This is a genomic window from Micromonospora sp. NPDC049529 (assembly GCF_055586685.1).
Window position 1 is genome coordinate 247709 of sequence record NZ_JBVJHT010000004.1, and the last position, 18275, is coordinate 265983.

Genomic DNA, 18275 nt, shown 5'->3' on the forward strand with positions numbered 1-18275 from the left:
GGGTCAGGAGGTCGGCGGCTGGTCCTGGCCGGCTTCCTCGGCGGCGTCGGCCTCCTCCTTGGTCCGGTGCACCGCCTGGTCGGCGTGCTCCGCCGGGCCGTAGACGGTGTAGAGCACCAGCGGGTTGGGGCCGGTGTTGACGAAGTTGTGCTTCGTGCCGGCCGGCACCACCACCAGGTCACCCTGGGCCACCGCCCTGGTCTCGCCGGCCACCCGGGCCTCGCCGGTGCCGGAGACGAAGGTGAGGATCTGGTCGGTGTCCTCGTGGACCTCCTCGCCGATCTCACCGCCGGCCGGGATGGTCATGATGACGAGTTGGGTGTGCTCACCGGTCCAGAGCACCCGACGGAAGTCCGGGCTCTTCTCGGCGACGGTCGCGATAGTGAAATGCTCCATGTCCCCTCCTTACCCGGACCGACACCGGATGACGCACGGCCGGTGCGGGACGAAGAGTCACGCGATGGAGGTTTGCCGGCCGGCGGAGCGGGAACGTCAATATGTGACCGGCGAACCGGGCCGGTCGAGCCAGGTCCCCGCTGGTGTACCGCCGAAGGGCTGCGACGGTGGGAGACGGCCAGAGCGCGGCGACGCCCGGCAGAGGTCGGGCGGCGCCGCGCGCTCATGTACCCGTCGCGCGCCTGTCCACACCTCGCCCGGTCCCGGACACCAGTGGTCCCCGGGACCGGGGAGGTCCCGGGGACCACTGGTGGGGTGTCAGGAAAGCACAGCGATATGGAACGAGCGGTCCGCCGGGACACCCGCGGAGGTCCAGGTCTGGACGAAGATTCCGTTGGCGACGCCGCTGCGACCGACCACGGCGATCTCGCCCGAGGGGGACGCGCCGACGTTGCCGGGGAGTCCGAGCGTCCCGACGTAGGCCGAGCCGGTGAGGTCGTGGCTGAACACGACCTGGTACTGGCCGACGGCGAGACGGGCGGCCGAGACCACACCGAAGCCGCGTACGACGGCACCGGTGCCGCCGTTGATCACGGCGAAGAACGTCTGGGCGGTGGGCGGCATCCCGGCGCCGGTCGCCGGGATGAACTCGACACCGGCTTCGGCTGATTCGGCCGCGCTCACGGGCGGCTGCGCGGTCGTCTTGCTGCTGGCGGATTCGGACATGGTGCGACTCCTTGCGGGACGGGCTGACGGTAGCCAGTGGAATCAGAGAAATTGGTATCTATAACTTGACCTGGGATGAAAGTGGAGTTTCATCTTGATCAATACCAATTACTACCTTAAGGCTAAGCTCGACTACCGCCAGTGACCAGGTCGTACACCTGTATAATCAACGACACACCACTACAAATACGAGTAGTGCTCGCAAATCTCCGGACCGGATCGCTTCCCTTGTGGACAGACTGCCGACGTCAGTGCTGGTCGGAAGGGGTGAAAGGTCAACCGGCGGGAACCCTCAACCGAGGGCCGCCGGACGCAGCAGGCGCCGGACCTCGCGTACGGCCGCCCGCCCGGCCCGGTTCGCGCCGATGGTGCTCGCCGACGGACCGTAACCAACCAACTGGATCCGCGGATCGGCGACCACCCGCGTGCCGTCCATGGTGATCCCGCCACCCGGCGCGCGCAGCCGCAGCGGGGCGAGGTGGTCCAGCGCAGCCCGGAACCCTGTGCACCAGAGGATCACATCGGCCCGAACCAGCCGACCATCGGCCCAGGCGACCCCGTCCGGGGTGATCCGGTCGAACATCGGCAACCGGCGCAGTACGCCGCGTTCACGCAGCTCGCGCACCCCGGGTGTGTCGACCAACCCGGTCACACCGACCACGCTGCCCGGCGGACGACCGGCGCGTACCGCCTCGTCGACCCGGGCCACCGCGGCTCGACCGTGCTCCTCACGGGTGAACTCGCCCTCCCGGAACACCGGCGGTCGACGGGTCACCCAGGTCGTCCCGCCGGCCACCTCGGAGATCTCGCCGAGCAACTGGACCGCCGAGGTGCCACCACCGACCACCACCACGTGCCGTCCGGCGAAGTCGGCCGGTCCCCGGTAGTCGGCGGTGTGCAACTGCCGGCCCCGGAACAGTTCCTGGCCGGGATAGCGCGGCCAGAACGGCCTGGTCCAGGTGCCGGTGGCGTTGATCAGCGCGCGGACGGTCCAGCCGACGGGCGCGGCGTCCGGACCGGCACCCACCCGTACGCCGACCACGTCGAGCCGGCCGTCGGGGCGGTCGTGGACGGCGTCGACGCGTACCGGGCGGTGCACCGGCAACCCGAACTCCCGCTCGTACGCCCCGAAGTACTCGGCCACCACGTCGGCCGCCGGCCGGGTCGGGTCGGCCGCCCCGAGCGCCAGTCCGGGCAGATCATGAATCCCGTGTACGCCGTCCAGCCGCAGCGTCCGCCACCGGTGCCGCCATGCCCCGCCCGGTCCGTCGTCGCCGTCCAGCAGCAGGTAACCGGTCTCGGGCGTGAACCCGGCCCGGTGCAGGAAGTATCCGGCGGAGAGCCCGGCCTGACCGGCTCCGATCACCACCACGTCGACATCACGGCCGTCCACGGCCGGTACAACCACCTCGGTGCGGGGATCCGTACCGCGCGCGGGCGTGGGCCGGCTCACCCCGATTCGGCGCGTCTCAGACAATCAGCAGGAAATGTCATCGAAACTACCAACAGGTTCCTATCCTGACGACATGGACAACAGCAAACGCTACGGCGCGGAGTTCCTCGGCACCCTGCTGCTGGTCTTCTTCGGCGTCGGCAGCGTCATCGCCGCCCGGGTCGAGGGCGGCGTCGTCGTGGTTGCCCTGACCTTCGGCTTCATCCTGCTCGTGCTCACCTACATGCTCCTGCCGCTCTCCGGCTGTCACGTCAACCCGGCCGTCACCCTCGGCGCACTGCTCACCGGCCGGATCACCCCGGCCGGGGCGATCGGCTACTGGATCTCCCAACTGGTCGGCTCGGTGATCGGCGCACTCCTGCTCTGGATCCTGGTCAAGGGCGGCGACGTGGTCGACCAGAGCGGGGCGCTGGGCACCAACGGCTACGGCGCCAACATCAACCTCGGTGGCACGTTCCTGCTGGAAATCGTGCTCACCTTCCTGCTGGTCCTGGTCATCCTCACGGTCACCAGCAGGTACGAGCAACGCGCGATCGCCGCGGTCGCCATCGGCCTCGCGATCGCCGCCTGTCACCTGGTCGGCGTGGCGCTGGACGGCACCTCGGTGAACCCGGCACGATCGTTCGGCCCGGCCCTGTTCGAGGGCGGGGCGGCCCTGTCCCAACTCTGGGTCTTCATCGTGGCGCCGCTCATCGGCGGCGTCCTCGCCGCGCTGGCCCTGCCACTGACCCTCGGTCCCGACTGGCGCAGCCCCGCCCAGGCGCCCAGCCCCGGCCCCGGCGGCCCCGCTCCGGCACCCGACTCCCCCGGACCCGGCCTCGCCTAGGTTCGCTCGGAACCGGCGGTGCGGGTGCCCGTGCCCGAAGCGGACACGCCAGTGCCCGAAGCTCACCGGCTGAGCGGCCCCGACCTCGCCGGAATGGGAGTACGGAGATCCCGGTCGATAGACTGGCACCCGGTCGATGGCGCCCGGATCGCCATCACGGTCCACGACAGGGCGGTCGGGATGGCGTACGGACACCTGCGGCGGGCACTTCCCCTGCTGCTGCTGGGCGCAGTGCTCGGGCTGACCGGCTGCACCGGGGTCGGGGTCGGCGACGCACCCGACTCGGGCTCCGCGACCTACCAGGTGTGGGGGCTGAACGAGGCGTCCAGCGAACTCGCCGGGGCGGACCGGAGCGTGGTGCTCAACGGCGACCTCGACAACGACAGCAAGCCGTTCTTCGCCGTCAAGGGCAGCTGGGACGGGGGCCGGTTCACCCTCGACGACGCCAGCAGCGAGCGGGTCCGCGAACTCGCCCCCAACCTGCGTGAACGCTCCGGTGACCCGAACGGCGTACGGCTGGCCCTGGTCGACGGCGGGCTGATCACCGACCGGGCGGTCGCCGCCATCACGGTCACCGAGCTGCCCGAGACCGGTCCGGTCACCGCCACCGCGCTGTCCTGAGCAGGCGGTTGCTCCGCGTCGGCAGGGGCTAGAGTCGGCACCGCCGTTGTCGATCGAGTCCGGGCGGACCGCCCGGAACGCTGGGAGGAGTGCCGGATGAGTCTGCCCGACGGCGTCGAGATCAACGGCCCGCTGCACGACCGCTACGACGAGATCCTCACCCCGCAGGCGCTGACCTTCCTGGCCGAACTGCACCGCACCTTCGAGCCCCGGCGGCGGGAGCTGCTGGCCCGCCGGGCCGCGCGGGAGGCGGCCCTGGCGCGGGGCGAGTTGTTCGACTTCCTGCCCGAGACGGCGCACGTCCGCGAGGGTGAGTGGCGGGTCGCGCCACCCGCCCCCGGACTGGTCGACCGCCGGGTCGAGATCACCGGCCCGACCGACGCGAAGATGACCATCAACGCACTGAACTCCGGAGCGAAGGTCTGGCTCGCCGACCTGGAGGACGCCAACACCCCGGCCTGGGAGAACGTCGTCGGCGGCCAGCTCAACCTGCGGGACGCGATCGACCGTACGCTCGAACTCGACGCACCCACCGGCAAGCGTTACACGCTGCGCGACGGCGACCTCGCCACGATCGTCGTACGGCCGCGCGGCTGGCACCTGACCGAAAAGCACCTGCTCGTCGACGGTGAACGACTGGCCGGGGCACTGGTCGACTTCGGTCTCTACTTCTTCCACTGTGCCCGCCGGCAACTCGACCGGGGCGCGGGGCCGTACTTCTACCTGCCCAAACTGGAGGGCCACCGCGAAGCACGGCTCTGGAACGACGTCTTCGTCCTGTCCCAGGAGCGGCTCGGCCTGCCGAGGGGCACGATCCGGGCGACCGTACTGATCGAGACCTTCCCGGCGGCGTTCGAGATGGAGGAGATCCTCCACGAGTTGCGCGAGCACTCCGCCGGGCTGAACGCCGGTCGCTGGGACTACATGTTCAGCGTGGTCAAGAAGTTCCGGAGCAGGGGCGCCGACTTCCTACTGCCGGACCGGAACACGGTGACGATGACCGCGCCGTTCATCCGGGCGTACACCGAACTGCTCGTCCGGACCTGTCACAAGCGCGGCGCCCACGCCATCGGCGGCATGGCCGCGTTCATCCCCAGCCGGCGCGACCCGCAGGTCAACGAGACCGCGCTGGCCAGGGTGCGCGAGGACAAGACCCGCGAGGCCGGCGACGGCTTCGACGGCTCGTGGGTGGCGCACCCGGACCTGGTGCCGCTCTGCCGGGAGATCTTCGACGCCCAGCTCGGCGACCGGCCGCACCAGGTGGACCGGGTCCGCGCCGACGTCACCGTCACCGCCGCGCAACTACTGGACGTACGGCACACGCCTGGCTCGCGTACGGAGGCGGGGCTGCGCGACAACATCAGCGTCGGCATCCAGTACCTGGCGAGTTGGCTGACCGGCACCGGTGCGGTGGCGATCAACAACCTGATGGAGGACGCGGCGACGGCCGAGATCTCCCGCTCCCAGGTGTGGCAGTGGCTGCACGCCGGGGTGACGGTGGACGGTGACGGCGCGCAGCCGGGCACCCTGGTCACCCGGGAACTCGTCGAACGGATCGCCGACGAGGAGATCGCGAGGCTGGGCGGCGACCCCGGCAGGTACGACGCCGCCCGTTCACTCTTCCTCGAGGTCGCCGTCGCGGACGACTTCGTCGACTTCCTCACCCTGCCCGCGTACGAGCGGATGCCCTGACCCGCGATCAGGTGGTCGGGGCGGCGCCCCGCCCGGCGCACGCGGCCAGGCCCTCGGCGGTCGGTCGGACGAGCCGCCATGACCGTTGGCGCACTGTAACGAACACCCCCACATTCAGTCAAGATCAGCGCAGCGTCACGAACGCGCGACCAGGTACTTCGATGCATCGAAATTTGTCACAGTGATTTCTTCCACAATGGACTGTTCGGAACATCGATCTTCCCGATGTACTTGCCACACCTGGTCATCACGTCACGGGGAGAACGATGAAGACGAAGGTAAGCACAATCCGGCCCAGACGGTCGATCACCCTACGAATTGCGGTGATACTGGCCGCCGGCCTCACCGCAGGAACCCTCGGCGTACCCGCCGCATCCGCAGTCGAGGCGATGCCACGACTCGAATTCACACCGGTCACCGCGAACGAGGCCAAGGGATCGGTCTCGTACCTGATGAACGCCTTCAAAGTCGACGAGACCGAGGCCCTGCGTCGCCTCAATCTACAAAAGGCGTCGATCCAGATCGGCGAGTGGCTTTCCAAGCATCATCCCGACGAGTATGCGGGAATGTGGTTGGACCAGGAAAACGGCGGGGTCCTAAACATCAGTTCGACTGTACCCGAACGGGCCGCCCAGGCAATCCGCCTGCTGGAAGACAAAGAACACATGGCGACGGCGAAGTCCCGCTGGTCACTGAAGGAGCTGACGGCGACACAGAATCGCCTGGAAAAGGACCTGAACAACGACCCGAACCCGAAGATTCGGCGGGCCGAGACCGACATCGATGTCAAGTCGAACACAGTCGTGCTCTACCAGCGGGCCGGCGCGGAGGAAAGCGCAAAAAGGCCGGCGGCCGAGCAGTCGCGGATTTTGAACCCTGACGCGTCGATCCTGAAGGCCGCCGCAGCGGAGGGCGACAAGGTCACGGTCAGGCAAATGGTCCTCGGCGGCAAGGAGAAGGCGGCCCAGAAGGCCGCCAATCCGGTGAGTCCCGGCTGCGATCCGCGATACTGCGGACCCCCGATGAGCGGCGGCATGCGGCTCGACATGCTGCGTAGCGCGGCGGCCCCGGTCTATCCGAACAGCGACTACCAGAGCGCCTGGTGGGGACAATGCAGCGTCGGCTTCAACATGACGGACAGTCGTGGCTGGAACTACGTGCTAACCGCTGGTCACTGCACCGTGGGACCGTACAAGACTGGTGTCAACTACAGCGAGACGATCGACGGGACACCGATCAGCTACGAAGTCTTCAATTTCGAGAACGCGCACGTCAATGGGGCAAGGGCCTACCCCTGGGATTACGCGATCATGCCATTCCGCACGGACCCCGGACAGAACTGGTACGACTACTGGCTCGGTGGACACCCGAAGAACCGGGTGGTGTCGTGGTGCTGGTGGAGCGACTCCACATGGACGGGCTGCCAGGACGGCCGCTATGCCATCAACGGCTACTACACCCGCCCACAGGTGGTCAGCGGCTGGATTGTCTGCGCCACCGGCAGCGGCGACAGCTCTCTGGGATCCGGTTACCACTCGAACGCCGGATACAATCCCGGAACCCGGTGCGGACAGGTCGGACATTCGCAGGGTGGATTCATGGCGAACATCTGCGCGCGTCCCGGCGACAGTGGCGGTCCGTTGTTTAGCGAGATCGACAACAAGGCGTACGGCATCCTCTCGTACGGAGATGCCAGCACGGGAGCCTGTGGTCCGCCGGGAAGCGAGACCAACTACTACACCCCGATCGAGAACGTGCTCTCACACGTACGTGCACAGACGATAAACCTGGAAGGTATCGACTACGGCTTCAGGTTGCACACGGCGGCCTGAGATCAGCGTTCCGGATGTGGCCGACGAGAACGTCGGTCACATCCGGAACGGCAGGCCCGTACGACGGCAATCGCTCTCACCGGGTACCAGCCGGCGAAGAACCCGGGCCAGCACGAACATTGACACCCGGTGCTACAGTTTCTCACATTGCCACAATGTAGAGTTGCCATGATTTTGGCAGGATGGTGAACCGTGAGCCCAATCACGTGGTCGCGGCGGTCCCGACTGATGGCCGCAGGTCTCGTCGTCGGCACCGCGATCGCGACTACAGCGTGGGCGAGTCAAGCACTCGGCTGGTGGGGGTGCACTCCCTCCGGTAGTCAGGCGAGCGCACTGGAAACCTATCGGGCGGATGCGTTGTTCCTGCTCGCCCCCGAGAATGCGCAGCTCGTACGTGAAACCGCCACGACGCACGCGTGCGACTTCCGGCCGCCCCGGAACAAGGAAGACCACGTCGGTCCCGAGTTCGCGGCCGTCACACGCAACTACGACATCGACCGCCAGTACAGCCAGAGTGACCTGCTGTCGCTTTCCCGGGTCAGCGCGGAAGCGGCCGGTTGGCGGTTCGTCGAGGGCCGGGAGAGCTCCGAGCTTTCCTATTTGACCTACTGCAAGGCGATCGACGGAGTGGTCACCCGGCTGGATGTCGCCAGCTCGACCTCCAGCCCCGGTACGGCGTCCGCTACCTTCAGCCTCCGGATCGAAGGCCGCCCCAGCGTACGCACCTGCTAGGTGGAGCGAACTTCGTCTTGCCGAAGTTGCGCTACGTTGCCGGGTCCTGAACCGGGGTCAACGGATCAGGACCGGCGGCACCCCGCCCGGCGTACGCGGCCAGGCCCTCGGCGGTCTGTCGGATGAACCGGCCGAGGAACCAACGGTAGAACCAGCCGGTGCCGGGCAGCTTGGCCTCGAACGTCGAATGCCAACGGATGCTGGACCCGTCGGCGGTCGGTGTCAGGTCGACGTCGGCCCGGTAATCGCGCAACGGCAGCCCGGACAGCAGTACGTAGCTGAACCGCCGCCCCGGCACCAGCTCGACGATCTCTTCCCGGCTGGTCATCGGCCCGGTACGGAACACCCGGATCGCCCCCACGCCCTCCTGTGCGCCGGCTCCGCTGTGCGCCGCCCCGTCACCGGCCATCGCCGGCACCGCCCGCTCCAACTGGAACGAGTCCAGCCCCGACCAGGTCGGCCAGGTTTCGCCTGCCCGCAACAGCTCGTACACCGTCTCCACCCCGCCCCGCGACCGGGCCGTGACATCGATGTCCTGTCGACGCATACCGCTCTCCCCGTCCCCCGTTGTCCAGCCATCGCCGGCCGCACGAATCGTCGCGGCACGAGCAACCGCCAGTATCCACCGGCGCCCGTGTCCACACTGGCCCGCCGGAACGCCGAGGTGATGGGGCCCATGGTCGGCGCATCATCAGTACGGTGACCGGTATGCCGGTCACCCCACCCGCACAAGCGAGCTTCGTCAATTTCGTGACGCGGGAGGATTGGGCCGCCCTGGCCACTGCCGGACACCCGAAACGCCTACCCGGCGGCCAGGTGTTGTTCCTTCAGGAGACGACCGATCGGGAGGTCCTGGTCCTGCTCGCCGGCTCGGTCAAGGTTTTCCGGACCGAGGCGAACGGCCACCAGAGCCTCATCGGCATCCGTTTCGGCGGCGATCTGATCGGTGAAATGGCCGCGCTCAATGGCACTCCCCGTTCCGCCGGAGTGGCGGTGTTGCGCACGGTCGACGCGCGGGTGCTCAACGCGGAGGAGTTCACCACGCTGATCGCCGAACGCCGACTCGACCGCGCGCTGCACAGGTACCACAGCGCCAGGGTTCGCGAGTCGGACGACCAACGGGTCGAGATCGCGCTGCTGCCGGTACGGCAACGTCTCGCCCGTACGCTGCTGCGCCTCACCCACGACAGCGGGAACGGGGACAACCAGGCAATCCTCGACCTGGGCCTGCCGCAGGACGCACTGGCGCAGCTCATCGGCGCGTCCCGCAACGCCGTGGTGGCCGAACTGACGTCGCTGCGCAAGGCGGGTGTGCTCCGGACGGAAAAACGGCGGATGTACCTGACCGACATCGCGCGGCTCACGGACATCGGGTACGAGATCTCCTGACCGCTCCGCCACGACCGTCCACGTACGGTTGCCACAACTGCCCACTACTGGGCAGAACAGAAGACCTCCGGTCGGCAAGATGCGGTGTCGTCACCCCCGACGGCAGGAGACACCGTGATCGCAACGCAGACCCCATTCACTGCCGCCCGCGAACTGCCGCCCTATACCGGCATACTCGCCGTGGACGCGAAGGGCTTCACCGGCGAGCCCGGCAGCACGCACCAGCAGGTCAGTGACCTCATCCCCCGGCTGGCCGAAGAAGCAGCGACCAGGGCAGGGATCGGCGATGCCTGGACCATGCCGCCGTTCTTCGCCGGTACCGGCGACGGCTTCGCGATCGGCGTACCGACCCGGTTGCTGCCCGCGCTCGTCCACCCCTACCTGGCCACGCTTCAGGAAGTGGTCGCGGAATACAACCACTCGTCCCGGCGCGGGACGCCGCTCATCCGTCTGCGGGTGGCCCTGAACGTCGGCCCCGTCACCGTCGACACGAGCCGAGCGCACCTGTCCGGGAACGGCACCGCCCGCAACGACACGCACCGGCTGCTCGACTCCGAGCCGGTGAAGCTGATGCTCGCCGCAGCGAGCGCCGAGGTCACCTGCGTGGCCGCTGTCCTCTCCGACCGGGTCTTCCAGGACGTGGTGGTGGATGGCTACACCGGCCGCCATCCCGACCGTTTCATCGAGGTCGCGGCCACCGTGCCCGGTAAACAGTTCAGCCAGCGAGCCTGGATCTACATACCCGAGCCCTCGGGAAGCCTGCTGGTCCTGCCGCGCCTCTCTCCGCCCGGCCACCACGACCAGACGAGTGCTTCCGTCAACGCGCCGGACGGGCGGCCGGATCCCGCGGACGAGTCCGTCGGCGGCGGGCAGCGGGCCCGGCCGGGCAGCACGGCCGTACGCGTCGCACGGAACAGCGGGCAGGTGGCCGGCACGGTCAGCGGCGGCATGCACCAGTCCGGCGCAGGACGGTGAGCATGACCGGCACGACCGAAGAAGCCCCGGACGCCTCCGCTGGGGACCCGACCGTCGCCGCACCGCCGTTCGCCCACAGCCCACAGCTCACCTCCGCCGATGCCGAGTCGGCACCGTCGGATCTGGCCGAGGACCGGAATGCGGACCTTGGGATCGAAGAGGATGAGCTGCTGGAAGACGACCTGGCGGAAGATGACGCCGAGCACCTTGCGCCCTCGGTGACGGTCACTGTCGGACCCAACTCCGGCCAGGTCGCCGGAATCGTCTACGGCAATCTGTACCAACACTTCGACCGGATGCGCGACTACCACGAGCTGACGAAGCGGTATGTACGGGAACTGCTCGGTACCTTCGTCGAGCCCGGCTACCGGCGTACGAACGGAAAGTTGCTCGGCAGTGCGGAAGCCGTCGACCTGCTACGGCTGTACGGCGCGACGGTGCTCGTGGCGGCGGCCGGTAGCGGTCGCCGGACCGCCGCTCTGCGTCTGCTCGACGGCACCGGCCGTACGCTGCGCGAGATCCGGGCCTTCGACCCGGCCAGGGACGAACAACTCGACATCACCGCGCTGCCCGTACACGCGGGTTTCGCATACCTGTTGGAGTTGCCCGAGCAGGCATCGCACGTGCACCCGGGATTCGCTCGCGACCTCGCGGCGCACGGCGAATCCCTGGCGAGGATCGGCTCCTACCTGGTGGTGACCGTCACCAGGGAGGTGTGGTCTCAACTCGACCCGGAGGCGGACGGACCGGTGCTGCGGGTGGGCACACCACCGGCACACCGGGTGCTCGGCGCACAGCTACGAAAGTTCTTCCCGGAACTCGACCTCAGTTGGCTGCCCGACACTCCGAGGGTGTCGAACCTGCTGACGGCCGCGACACCCGCCGACGCGGTACGGCTGGCCCGGCTGACCAACGACCTCCTGGCATCGCCAACCGGCCGCCCGGCTCGGGAGGAACTGCTCGGTCCGGATCAGCCGGCCTCCAAGGAGTTACTGGAGGGACTCACCTCGGCGTTCCGGAACTGGGACGCCGAGCTACGCACCTGGTTCAGTCTGCATCGGGAACCACGGCCGAGACTCTTCCTGGTGGCGGCGGCGACCCTGGCCGGCACCACCCCGGGGAGGGTGCTCTGGGCGGCCGAGCAGTTGGGCGCACAACTCGGCGACGACACACCCGTCGGCCTGGCCGAGTCCGGGGTGCGAGCACTGCTCGACGAGGTGGGCGCGTACCTCGACCAGGCCGGTCGGGTGCAGTTTCGCCGCCCCCGGTACGGCGACGCGGTGCTGGACTTCGTCATCACCGACCGAACCGACAGCTTCCAGTACGAACTCTGGCGCTGGTTGGCCCGGTTGCCGCTCACCGGAAACAGCGTCGACCGTACGCTTGCCGCCGGGATCGCCGAGCTACTGCTGCGTACCGCCCTGCGGCGACAATCCCCGGAGATCCTGTCCGTGGTGACACCAGTCTGGGCCCGACGCACCGAGCTGCGTGCACCGCTGGTGGAGTTGCTCGGGCTGGCCGCCCTCAGTCCGGAGATCGGCACCGCGACCCGACGTCGGCTCTACCGGTGGGCGGCCGTGCGGCACCACCCGTCGGTGCTGGCAACGGTGGCCCAGGTCTGCGGGGGCAGGTTCGCCGACTTCTACGTCGAGCAGGCACTGGTCCGGCTCGGGCAGTTGGCCCGTTGGGGTCAGCCCGAGGTCGAGGAGGCGGTGCTGGCCGCGCTGCGGTCACTCTGGGAGCGCCCGGCGTTGCGTACCCCGGTGCTGCTCCGACTCGGCAGGTGGCTGGCCGGCAACTCCGTACCCCGGATCGTCCTGGCCGGTCGGGCGCTCGAACTCGTCGGTCGGCCGTCCGGGCCACCGGCCGGCTCCCTGCGTACGCCGGAAACCGAACCGTCGCAGCACCCGATCCCGAACACCCGGACGCCGACCGATACCGCCGACGAGGTCCTCGACGAGGTCGTCGACGCGTCCCCGGAGATGCTCCGGACGCTCGGAACGGCGGTCGGCCACGCGGTGACACACTCGGCCGGGGCCGGCAGTGGGGTCTCGGTGCTGTTGCGCCGCTGGTGGGACGTGGCGGCCGGGAACGAGCACCGGACCCGACTGGTCACCCATCTGATGGCCGTCGCGGTGGGCGCCGACGCCGCCGCCGGCCGCCGGATCGCCCGGATCCGCGCCCTGCTGTACGAATGGCAGCCGCCCGCCTCGGACCTCAGCCGTCCGGCGCACGGCGCTCTCCGAGACCGCTTGGTCAGCGAACTACACAAAGCCGATCCGACCCTGACCCGCCCTTCCCGATCCGAGGTTTGGAGCACGTATGGGAATGTCTGAGCTCTTCCATGACCTATTCAGTCCGCCCGAGCCGCCGGTTGCGCCACCGCCACCGGCCACCCGGCGAATCGAGATCATCGACGTGCTGCCGAGCAGCATGCCTGGGGCGACGTTCACCGTAGTGGTCACAGCCGAATGGCAACTGCTGGGTGGTGAGGCCGAGCGTGGCGAGACGGCATTGAAATACTTTTTGCTGGACACGGCGAGACGCATTACGGCAGCGGCCGAGGTGACCAGTCGCTCGGTGTTGGAAGCCGAACTGAACTACCGGCTGCCGTTGCTGAACCTGAAGCCGTCCAACATCCGGATACTGCTTTGCAAGGTTGCGCTGACGGTGGCGCCGGAGGTGGAGCAGGCCGCGCAACTGGCAGCCCAGTTGCGGCGGAACCTGGCCGTCCAGCAGTTGGAACAGCAACTGGAGCAGTCACAGCTGCGGTACCTGCGGGAGCAGGTACTCGCCGATCCCGCTACGGCACGCTGCTACTGGCTCAAGCACCACCCGAATTCGTTGGAGCCGCTGTTGAACGATCAGTTCGAGCGGGTAGCAGCCCGGATCACATCGTCCGTCACACCGGAGGTCCCCGCGATCGCGGGCATGGTGCATGACTTCCTCAGCGGACTAAACGAGGAGGAACGCAGGTACCTCCTCGCCCGCTTGGGCGACGTCTTCGTCTCCTTCGACCGAGGCGACCTGGCCGCCCGCGTCCTCAACCTCTAACCGCTCCCCCACCCCGCCCCCGGCCCCGGCGATCTAGGGCAAATACGTGTTTGTTGATCTCCGACCACCACCATTTGCCCTAGATCGCCGGGGCAAGGAGTGGGGCAAGGGGGGGGTGGGGTGGGGTGGGGGGGTGGGGTGGGGGGTCAGGAGCGGGTGATGCGGAAGATTCGGCGGTTGTTGTCGGGGGCGGTGTCGCGGTACATCTCGCCCCGGGGGCCGGCGGACCAGGTGTCGGTGAGCCAGCGGGAGACGGTGCTGTCGTTGTCGTCCTCCGAGGATGGTGACTGCACGCCGAGGCGGTAGACGCGGGACTCACCGGCGGCCAGGAGGCCCTTGTCACACTTGGATCCGGCGGGGAATCCGTCCTGCCGCGACCGCAGGGTGTCGCAGCCGGCCCAGTCGCCGCCGTCGGCGGACATGCTCGCCGGCAGTTCGACGGTGAAGATCAGCCGGTCGACCGGGAAGCGCCCGTTGTTCCGGATGGTCACGACCAGTTCGCCGTGGCGTACCCCGTTGACCGGGCGGCCGAGGGTGAGGCCGTCGGTCAGCGCTTCCAGGTCGGTGAGGTCGCGCGCCGGGTGGTGCCCCGCCGGCGGCTTCGCGCTGGTCGCGGCCGGGCGGCTCGGGGTACGGGTGGCGGGCGGGTCGGTGGGTGTCGCCGTCGCGGGTGCCGCCGTCACGGGCGTGGACGCGGTGGGTGTGGCGACGGCGGTGGTCGGCGCGGTGCCGCCCGCACCGGTGCCGCCGGTGGACGGTTCGTCGGCGCCGGTGCAGCCCGACCCGGCCAGTAGCAGTCCGGCGCCCAGTGCGGCCGTCATCGTGGCGACCCGCCATCGGCCGCCGGTCCCCCGTGCTCGGTACATCGTTCCTCCTCGTCATGGCCGGTTCCCGGCCGTGCCCGTTACACCCGTGGACCGTGACGACGGTTGCGTCGGCTCGGTGACACGGCACCCGGCCGGTGGATGTCGGATGGGACGCCACACCCGCTGGTTTGCCATTTTCAGCGCATATAGTCCGAAATCTGACTGCGTCAGGTGCCCGACGGGCGCACGGTGGAGCAGCGACGGTCGCCTCGAACACGGCCCTGAACAGGGAGAACGAGGTTCCGGAGCTGATCATCGGAGATGTTGCCCATGCCGCTCGTGCGATTCGACACCGATCCGGTCCAGCGTCCCCCCGGGCTCGTACCCCCGATTCCCGACCTCACCGGGGTCACCGAACTACGGCTGCACGGCGTCGGCGGGACCACCCCGCAGGACCTGCTCGGCGACGACGCCCCGTTGCAGGTCTCCGGCGACCGGATCGCCGGCTTCTACCGGACCGCCGACATGGCCGGGCGGCACGTCGAGGCGTACTCGTGGGGCGGGATCACGTCGCGGGCCGGGTCACGGGTGCTCTGGCTGCTGCTCTTCCCGTTCGCGTTGGCGAACGTCGCCGGCTGGATGTGCTCGCCGCGTACCCTCGCCTCCCGGTGGCGGTTCCGGCTGCACCGCACGGCGGCCCGCTGGGCGGCGCTCTGCCTCACCCTCAACCTGCTGCTCATCTCCGTGATCACGGCGCTGGAGCTGCTCGCGTACCAGTGCGGTGGACAGGCCCGGTGCGCCGACGAGAGCTGGCTGCTGCGTCCGCTGCGCGACCCGTTGCTGGCCGACTTTCCGGGCCGGCGGCTGCTGATCGGCGCGCTGGCGCCGCTCGCCCTGATCGCCCTGCTGGCTGTGCTGACGCTGCGCTCGATCAGCCGGTACGAGGCGGTCAGCCCGCCGCTGCGGGTCACCGTCCCGCCCTCGGCGCGCAGCGCCGCCCAGCCCGGCGTGGGGCTGTCCGATCCGAGCTTCTGGGCGGGCCGGCGCAGCGCCCTCGACCTGGGCTGCCTGCATCTCGGCGCGGGCCTCGGCTTCGTCGGGCTCAGCCTCGTACACACCGTGCACGCCACCTCGTCGGCGGCCGGGGCGCCGGTGGCCGCCGGCTGGCTGCACCTGCTGGTCCTGCTGGTCGGCGGCGGGTTGATGGTCGCCGTACTGGTCCTCACCGCGCTCGACGCGTGCCCGGCCGGGGGTGCGCTCGCGACGCTCGCGGTGGGCGCGGTCGCGCTGGTCGGCGCCGGCTGGTTCGCCGCGATCCAACCCGGGTACGCCCAACCGTTCGGTTACCTGCCGGGCATCCCGACGGTGGCCGGCCTGACCCTCGGCAGTGTCTTCGGCAGCCTGCTGTTGGTGCTGGTCGCGTCACTGGCCGGCGGCTGGCGGCGCGGGACGTTCGTCATCTTCGGCCCGTTCGTGGCGCTGGCGCTGAGCGTCTTCGCGCTCAACGTGGTCCTGCTCGGCGCGATGTCCCGGTTCGCCGACCTGGTGGCCGAGGTGTCGTCGCGGACCACGCTGCCATCGGCACCGACCACCGGCTCGGAGGTGTACGTCTACCCGATCATCGGCAAGCTGGTGCACTACCTGACCCTGGTCCCGCTGGCGCTGATCCTGCTCTTCGCCCTGTACGAGCTGGTCGTCTACTGGCGGGCGGGGACGGACCGGGCGACGGTGGCCCGGATCTGCGAGTGGTACCGGGGCAATGTGGCCGAGCCGGCCGACGAGCGACGCTGGCAGTACGACGCGGCAACCGGCGGATCCTCCCCATCGGGCAGTCCGGGGTCGTCGTCGGTCGGGTGGGCCTGGGGCGCACGGGTGGCGCGGGCCCGGCGGTTCGCCCGGGTGGCGCACGACCTGGACAAGTTGATGACCACGATGGCAGTGGTCGGGGCGGCGGTGCTGGTCGCGATCCAGGTACGTTTCTGGCTCTGCGGCAAGCTGCCCTGGGGCACCCAGTGGGCCTTCACCCTCGGCAGCTACCTGGCGTCGGGCATCCCGCTGGCGGTGATCGTGGTGCTCCGCCGGGGCTGGCGCAACCTGGAGAGTCGACGCCGGATCGGCGTGATCTGGGACGTGATGACGTTCTGGCCGCGCGCGTACCACCCGCTGGCGCCGCCGTCGTACGCGGAACGGGCGGTGCCGGAGGTGCAGCGGCGGCTGTGGCGGATCCACGACCGGGGCGGCCGGGTGGTCCTCACCGCGCACAGCCAGGGCACCGTCATCGCCGCCGCCGCGCTGTTGCAGCCGCACAGCCGGCCGGACGACGACGTGGTGGCGTTGGTGACCTTCGGGTCGCCGTTGCGCACCCTCTACGGCTGGGCGTTTCCGGCGTACTTCGACGACGCGGCGCTGCGCCGGCTCACCCCGGCCGACGGTACGTCGGGGACGGCGGTACGCGATTGGCGCAACTTCTACTACCTGACCGACTTCGTCGGCGGCCCGGTCCTCGCCCCGGATCCCGCCATCGACGGCGGTGGCGGTGATGGTGGCGGTGACGGTGACGGGCAGCCGGTGGACGTGGAACTGCCGGACCCACGGACGAGTTGGTACATCTACGGTCAGCCGGAGCCGGTCGCCGGCCGCCACTCCGGTTACTGGACCGACCCGGCGGTCTGGCTGACCGTGGACCGGCTGGCCGGTGAGGTGGGATCCGCGACCGCCGTACCCCGACCCCGGATCCGGGCCGCCGGCCCGGTCGACGGTCCGGACGGCGCCCCGGCTGATGGTCCGGGCGGTGGGCCGGTCAGCGGGTCCGGGCGGCCGAGTTGACCAGGAGCCGGTCCCAGTGCTGGTCGAGGCTGGCCAGGAAGGCCGGCAGGGCCCGGTAGCGGTGCACGCCGTCCGGGTCGGGCCGGCGCCGCTGGTAGCGCAGGTAGCGGTGGTAGGCGACGCAGAGCCCGGCGTAGAGGGCGGCGGGGCGTAGGTGGGCGTACTCGCCGTCGGTGAGTTCGCGGGCCCGCCGGTAGCCGCCGAGTACGGCAGCCGCCCGGTCGGCGTCGAACCGGCCGTCGATGGCGCAGAGCCGGACCAGTGCCATGCCGAGGTCGAGCACCAGCAGGTCGTGGCTTGCCGTCTCCCAGTCGAGTACGGCCAGCCCGCCGTCCTCACCGATCACCAGGTTCCGGGCCACGTACTCGCCGTGCACCAGTCCGTACGGTCCGGCCAGGGTCTCCACCCCGGCGGCGTCGACCCACCGCTCGCGGAGCCAGTCGGCGAACCGGCGGTCGGCGAACGTGTCCACCCGGGCCAGCCAGCCGGTGGGGAGTCGGCGTACCCGCCGGGGTAGCCAGTTCGGCACCGGCACGGTGTGCACCCGGCCGAGCAGTGCCCCGGCGGCGGCGCAGCTGTGCCGGGGCAGGGGTGCCCGGCAGTGGCCGCGCAGGTACTGCTTGACCAGCACCGGTCGGCCCCGGAAGGTGCCCAGTTCGGCACCGTCGCGGCCGCGCAGCGGGCGGCTGGTCGGCACCCCGTGCCGGACCAGGTGGTCGAGCAGGGCGGTGAGCCGTCGGGCGGAGGTCTCGTCGTGGTCGTCGAGCACGGTCAGGACGTAGGAGGCGGTCCGGCCCCGGATCAGGTAGCTGGTGTTGGTCGTCCCGTCGGGCACCGGTACGACGTCGGGTGCGGCGATGTCGTACCGGGCGAGGAGGGCGGCCAACTCCGGCTGGTCGAGCTTGCTGTCCGGCATGTCGATCCGCCTTCCAACCCCACGATGACTA

Annotated in this window: 16 protein-coding genes; 10 read left to right on the forward strand and 6 right to left on the reverse strand. The window is 69.6% G+C overall.

What is annotated here, in order from left to right:
- Window positions 1-3: 3 nt before the first annotated feature.
- The 3 genes from ACZ6QQ_RS08690 to ACZ6QQ_RS08700 form a co-directional block, all read right to left on the reverse strand.
- Window positions 4-396 carry a cupin domain-containing protein gene (locus ACZ6QQ_RS08690; RefSeq protein WP_465875270.1) on the reverse strand — a complete coding sequence of 131 codons (393 nt, stop codon included), beginning with the start codon at window positions 394-396 and terminating at the stop codon, window positions 4-6.
- 318 nt (window positions 397-714) lie between these two features.
- Complete coding sequence (locus ACZ6QQ_RS08695) at window positions 715-1122, reverse strand: hypothetical protein (protein ID WP_465875272.1); 408 nt, start codon at window positions 1120-1122, stop codon at window positions 715-717.
- A 292-nt stretch (window positions 1123-1414) separates the two neighbouring features.
- Window positions 1415-2515 (reverse strand): NAD(P)-binding domain-containing protein, encoded by a 1101-nt coding sequence (locus ACZ6QQ_RS08700; protein ID WP_465875273.1) that lies wholly within the window; start codon window positions 2513-2515, stop codon window positions 1415-1417.
- A 133-nt stretch (window positions 2516-2648) separates the two neighbouring features.
- Here ACZ6QQ_RS08700 and ACZ6QQ_RS08705 point away from each other — a divergent pair, with 133 nt between their 5' ends.
- From ACZ6QQ_RS08705 to ACZ6QQ_RS08725, 5 genes are all read left to right on the forward strand, one after another.
- Window positions 2649-3401 carry an MIP/aquaporin family protein gene (locus ACZ6QQ_RS08705; RefSeq protein ID WP_465875275.1) on the forward strand — a complete coding sequence of 251 codons (753 nt, stop codon included), beginning with the start codon at window positions 2649-2651 and terminating at the stop codon, window positions 3399-3401.
- Between the two features lie 180 nt (window positions 3402-3581).
- Entirely contained in the window at window positions 3582-4022 is a 441-nt protein-coding gene (locus ACZ6QQ_RS08710; protein ID WP_465875277.1) for a hypothetical protein, read from the forward strand.
- Between the two features lie 96 nt (window positions 4023-4118).
- Complete coding sequence (gene aceB, locus ACZ6QQ_RS08715; RefSeq protein WP_465875279.1) at window positions 4119-5714, forward strand: malate synthase A; 1596 nt, start codon at window positions 4119-4121, stop codon at window positions 5712-5714.
- A 266-nt stretch (window positions 5715-5980) separates the two neighbouring features.
- On the forward strand, window positions 5981-7546 hold the full coding sequence (locus tag ACZ6QQ_RS08720) for a S1 family peptidase (protein WP_465875281.1): 1566 nt from the start codon (window positions 5981-5983) through the stop codon (window positions 7544-7546).
- A 228-nt stretch (window positions 7547-7774) separates the two neighbouring features.
- Window positions 7775-8278: a hypothetical protein gene (locus ACZ6QQ_RS08725; protein ID WP_465875282.1), complete on the forward strand. Its 504-nt coding sequence runs from the start codon at window positions 7775-7777 to the stop codon at window positions 8276-8278.
- 31 nt (window positions 8279-8309) lie between these two features.
- Here ACZ6QQ_RS08725 and ACZ6QQ_RS08730 read toward each other — a convergent pair whose 3' ends face one another.
- Entirely contained in the window at window positions 8310-8825 is a 516-nt protein-coding gene (locus ACZ6QQ_RS08730) for an SRPBCC family protein (protein WP_465875284.1), read from the reverse strand.
- Between the two features lie 161 nt (window positions 8826-8986).
- On the opposite strand from ACZ6QQ_RS08730, the gene ACZ6QQ_RS08735 reads away from it, so the two are divergent.
- The 4 genes from ACZ6QQ_RS08735 to ACZ6QQ_RS08750 all read left to right on the forward strand — a co-directional run bounded on the left by ACZ6QQ_RS08735 (window position 8987) and on the right by ACZ6QQ_RS08750 (window position 13696).
- A complete protein-coding gene (locus tag ACZ6QQ_RS08735) occupies window positions 8987-9667 on the forward strand; it encodes a Crp/Fnr family transcriptional regulator (RefSeq protein ID WP_465875522.1) in 681 nt (226 codons plus the stop codon).
- Window positions 9668-9781: 114 nt separating this feature from the next.
- On the forward strand, window positions 9782-10642 hold the full coding sequence (locus ACZ6QQ_RS08740) for a hypothetical protein (RefSeq protein ID WP_465875286.1): 861 nt from the start codon (window positions 9782-9784) through the stop codon (window positions 10640-10642).
- Window positions 10643-10644: 2 nt separating this feature from the next.
- Window positions 10645-12978: a hypothetical protein gene (locus ACZ6QQ_RS08745; protein ID WP_465875287.1), complete on the forward strand. Its 2334-nt coding sequence runs from the start codon at window positions 10645-10647 to the stop codon at window positions 12976-12978.
- Window positions 12971-13696: a hypothetical protein gene (locus tag ACZ6QQ_RS08750; protein WP_465875289.1), complete on the forward strand. Its 726-nt coding sequence runs from the start codon at window positions 12971-12973 to the stop codon at window positions 13694-13696. Before ACZ6QQ_RS08745 ends, ACZ6QQ_RS08750 begins: the two co-directional genes overlap by 8 nt.
- 146 nt (window positions 13697-13842) lie before the next feature.
- On the opposite strand, the gene ACZ6QQ_RS08755 is transcribed toward ACZ6QQ_RS08750, so the two are convergent.
- A complete protein-coding gene (locus ACZ6QQ_RS08755) occupies window positions 13843-14562 on the reverse strand; it encodes a hypothetical protein (RefSeq protein WP_465875290.1) in 720 nt (239 codons plus the stop codon).
- Window positions 14563-14832: 270 nt separating this feature from the next.
- Between ACZ6QQ_RS08755 and ACZ6QQ_RS08760 the strand changes: the two genes are divergently transcribed.
- The gene (locus tag ACZ6QQ_RS08760) at window positions 14833-17328 is read left to right on the forward strand and encodes a hypothetical protein (RefSeq protein ID WP_465875291.1); all 2496 of its coding nucleotides are present in this window, start codon (window positions 14833-14835) and stop codon (window positions 17326-17328) included.
- On the opposite strand, the gene ACZ6QQ_RS08765 is transcribed toward ACZ6QQ_RS08760, so the two are convergent.
- The gene (locus tag ACZ6QQ_RS08765; protein ID WP_465875293.1) at window positions 17303-18244 is read right to left on the reverse strand and encodes a phosphotransferase; all 942 of its coding nucleotides are present in this window, start codon (window positions 18242-18244) and stop codon (window positions 17303-17305) included. The genes ACZ6QQ_RS08760 and ACZ6QQ_RS08765 overlap by 26 nt on opposite strands.
- Between the last annotated feature and the right edge of the window lie 31 nt (window positions 18245-18275).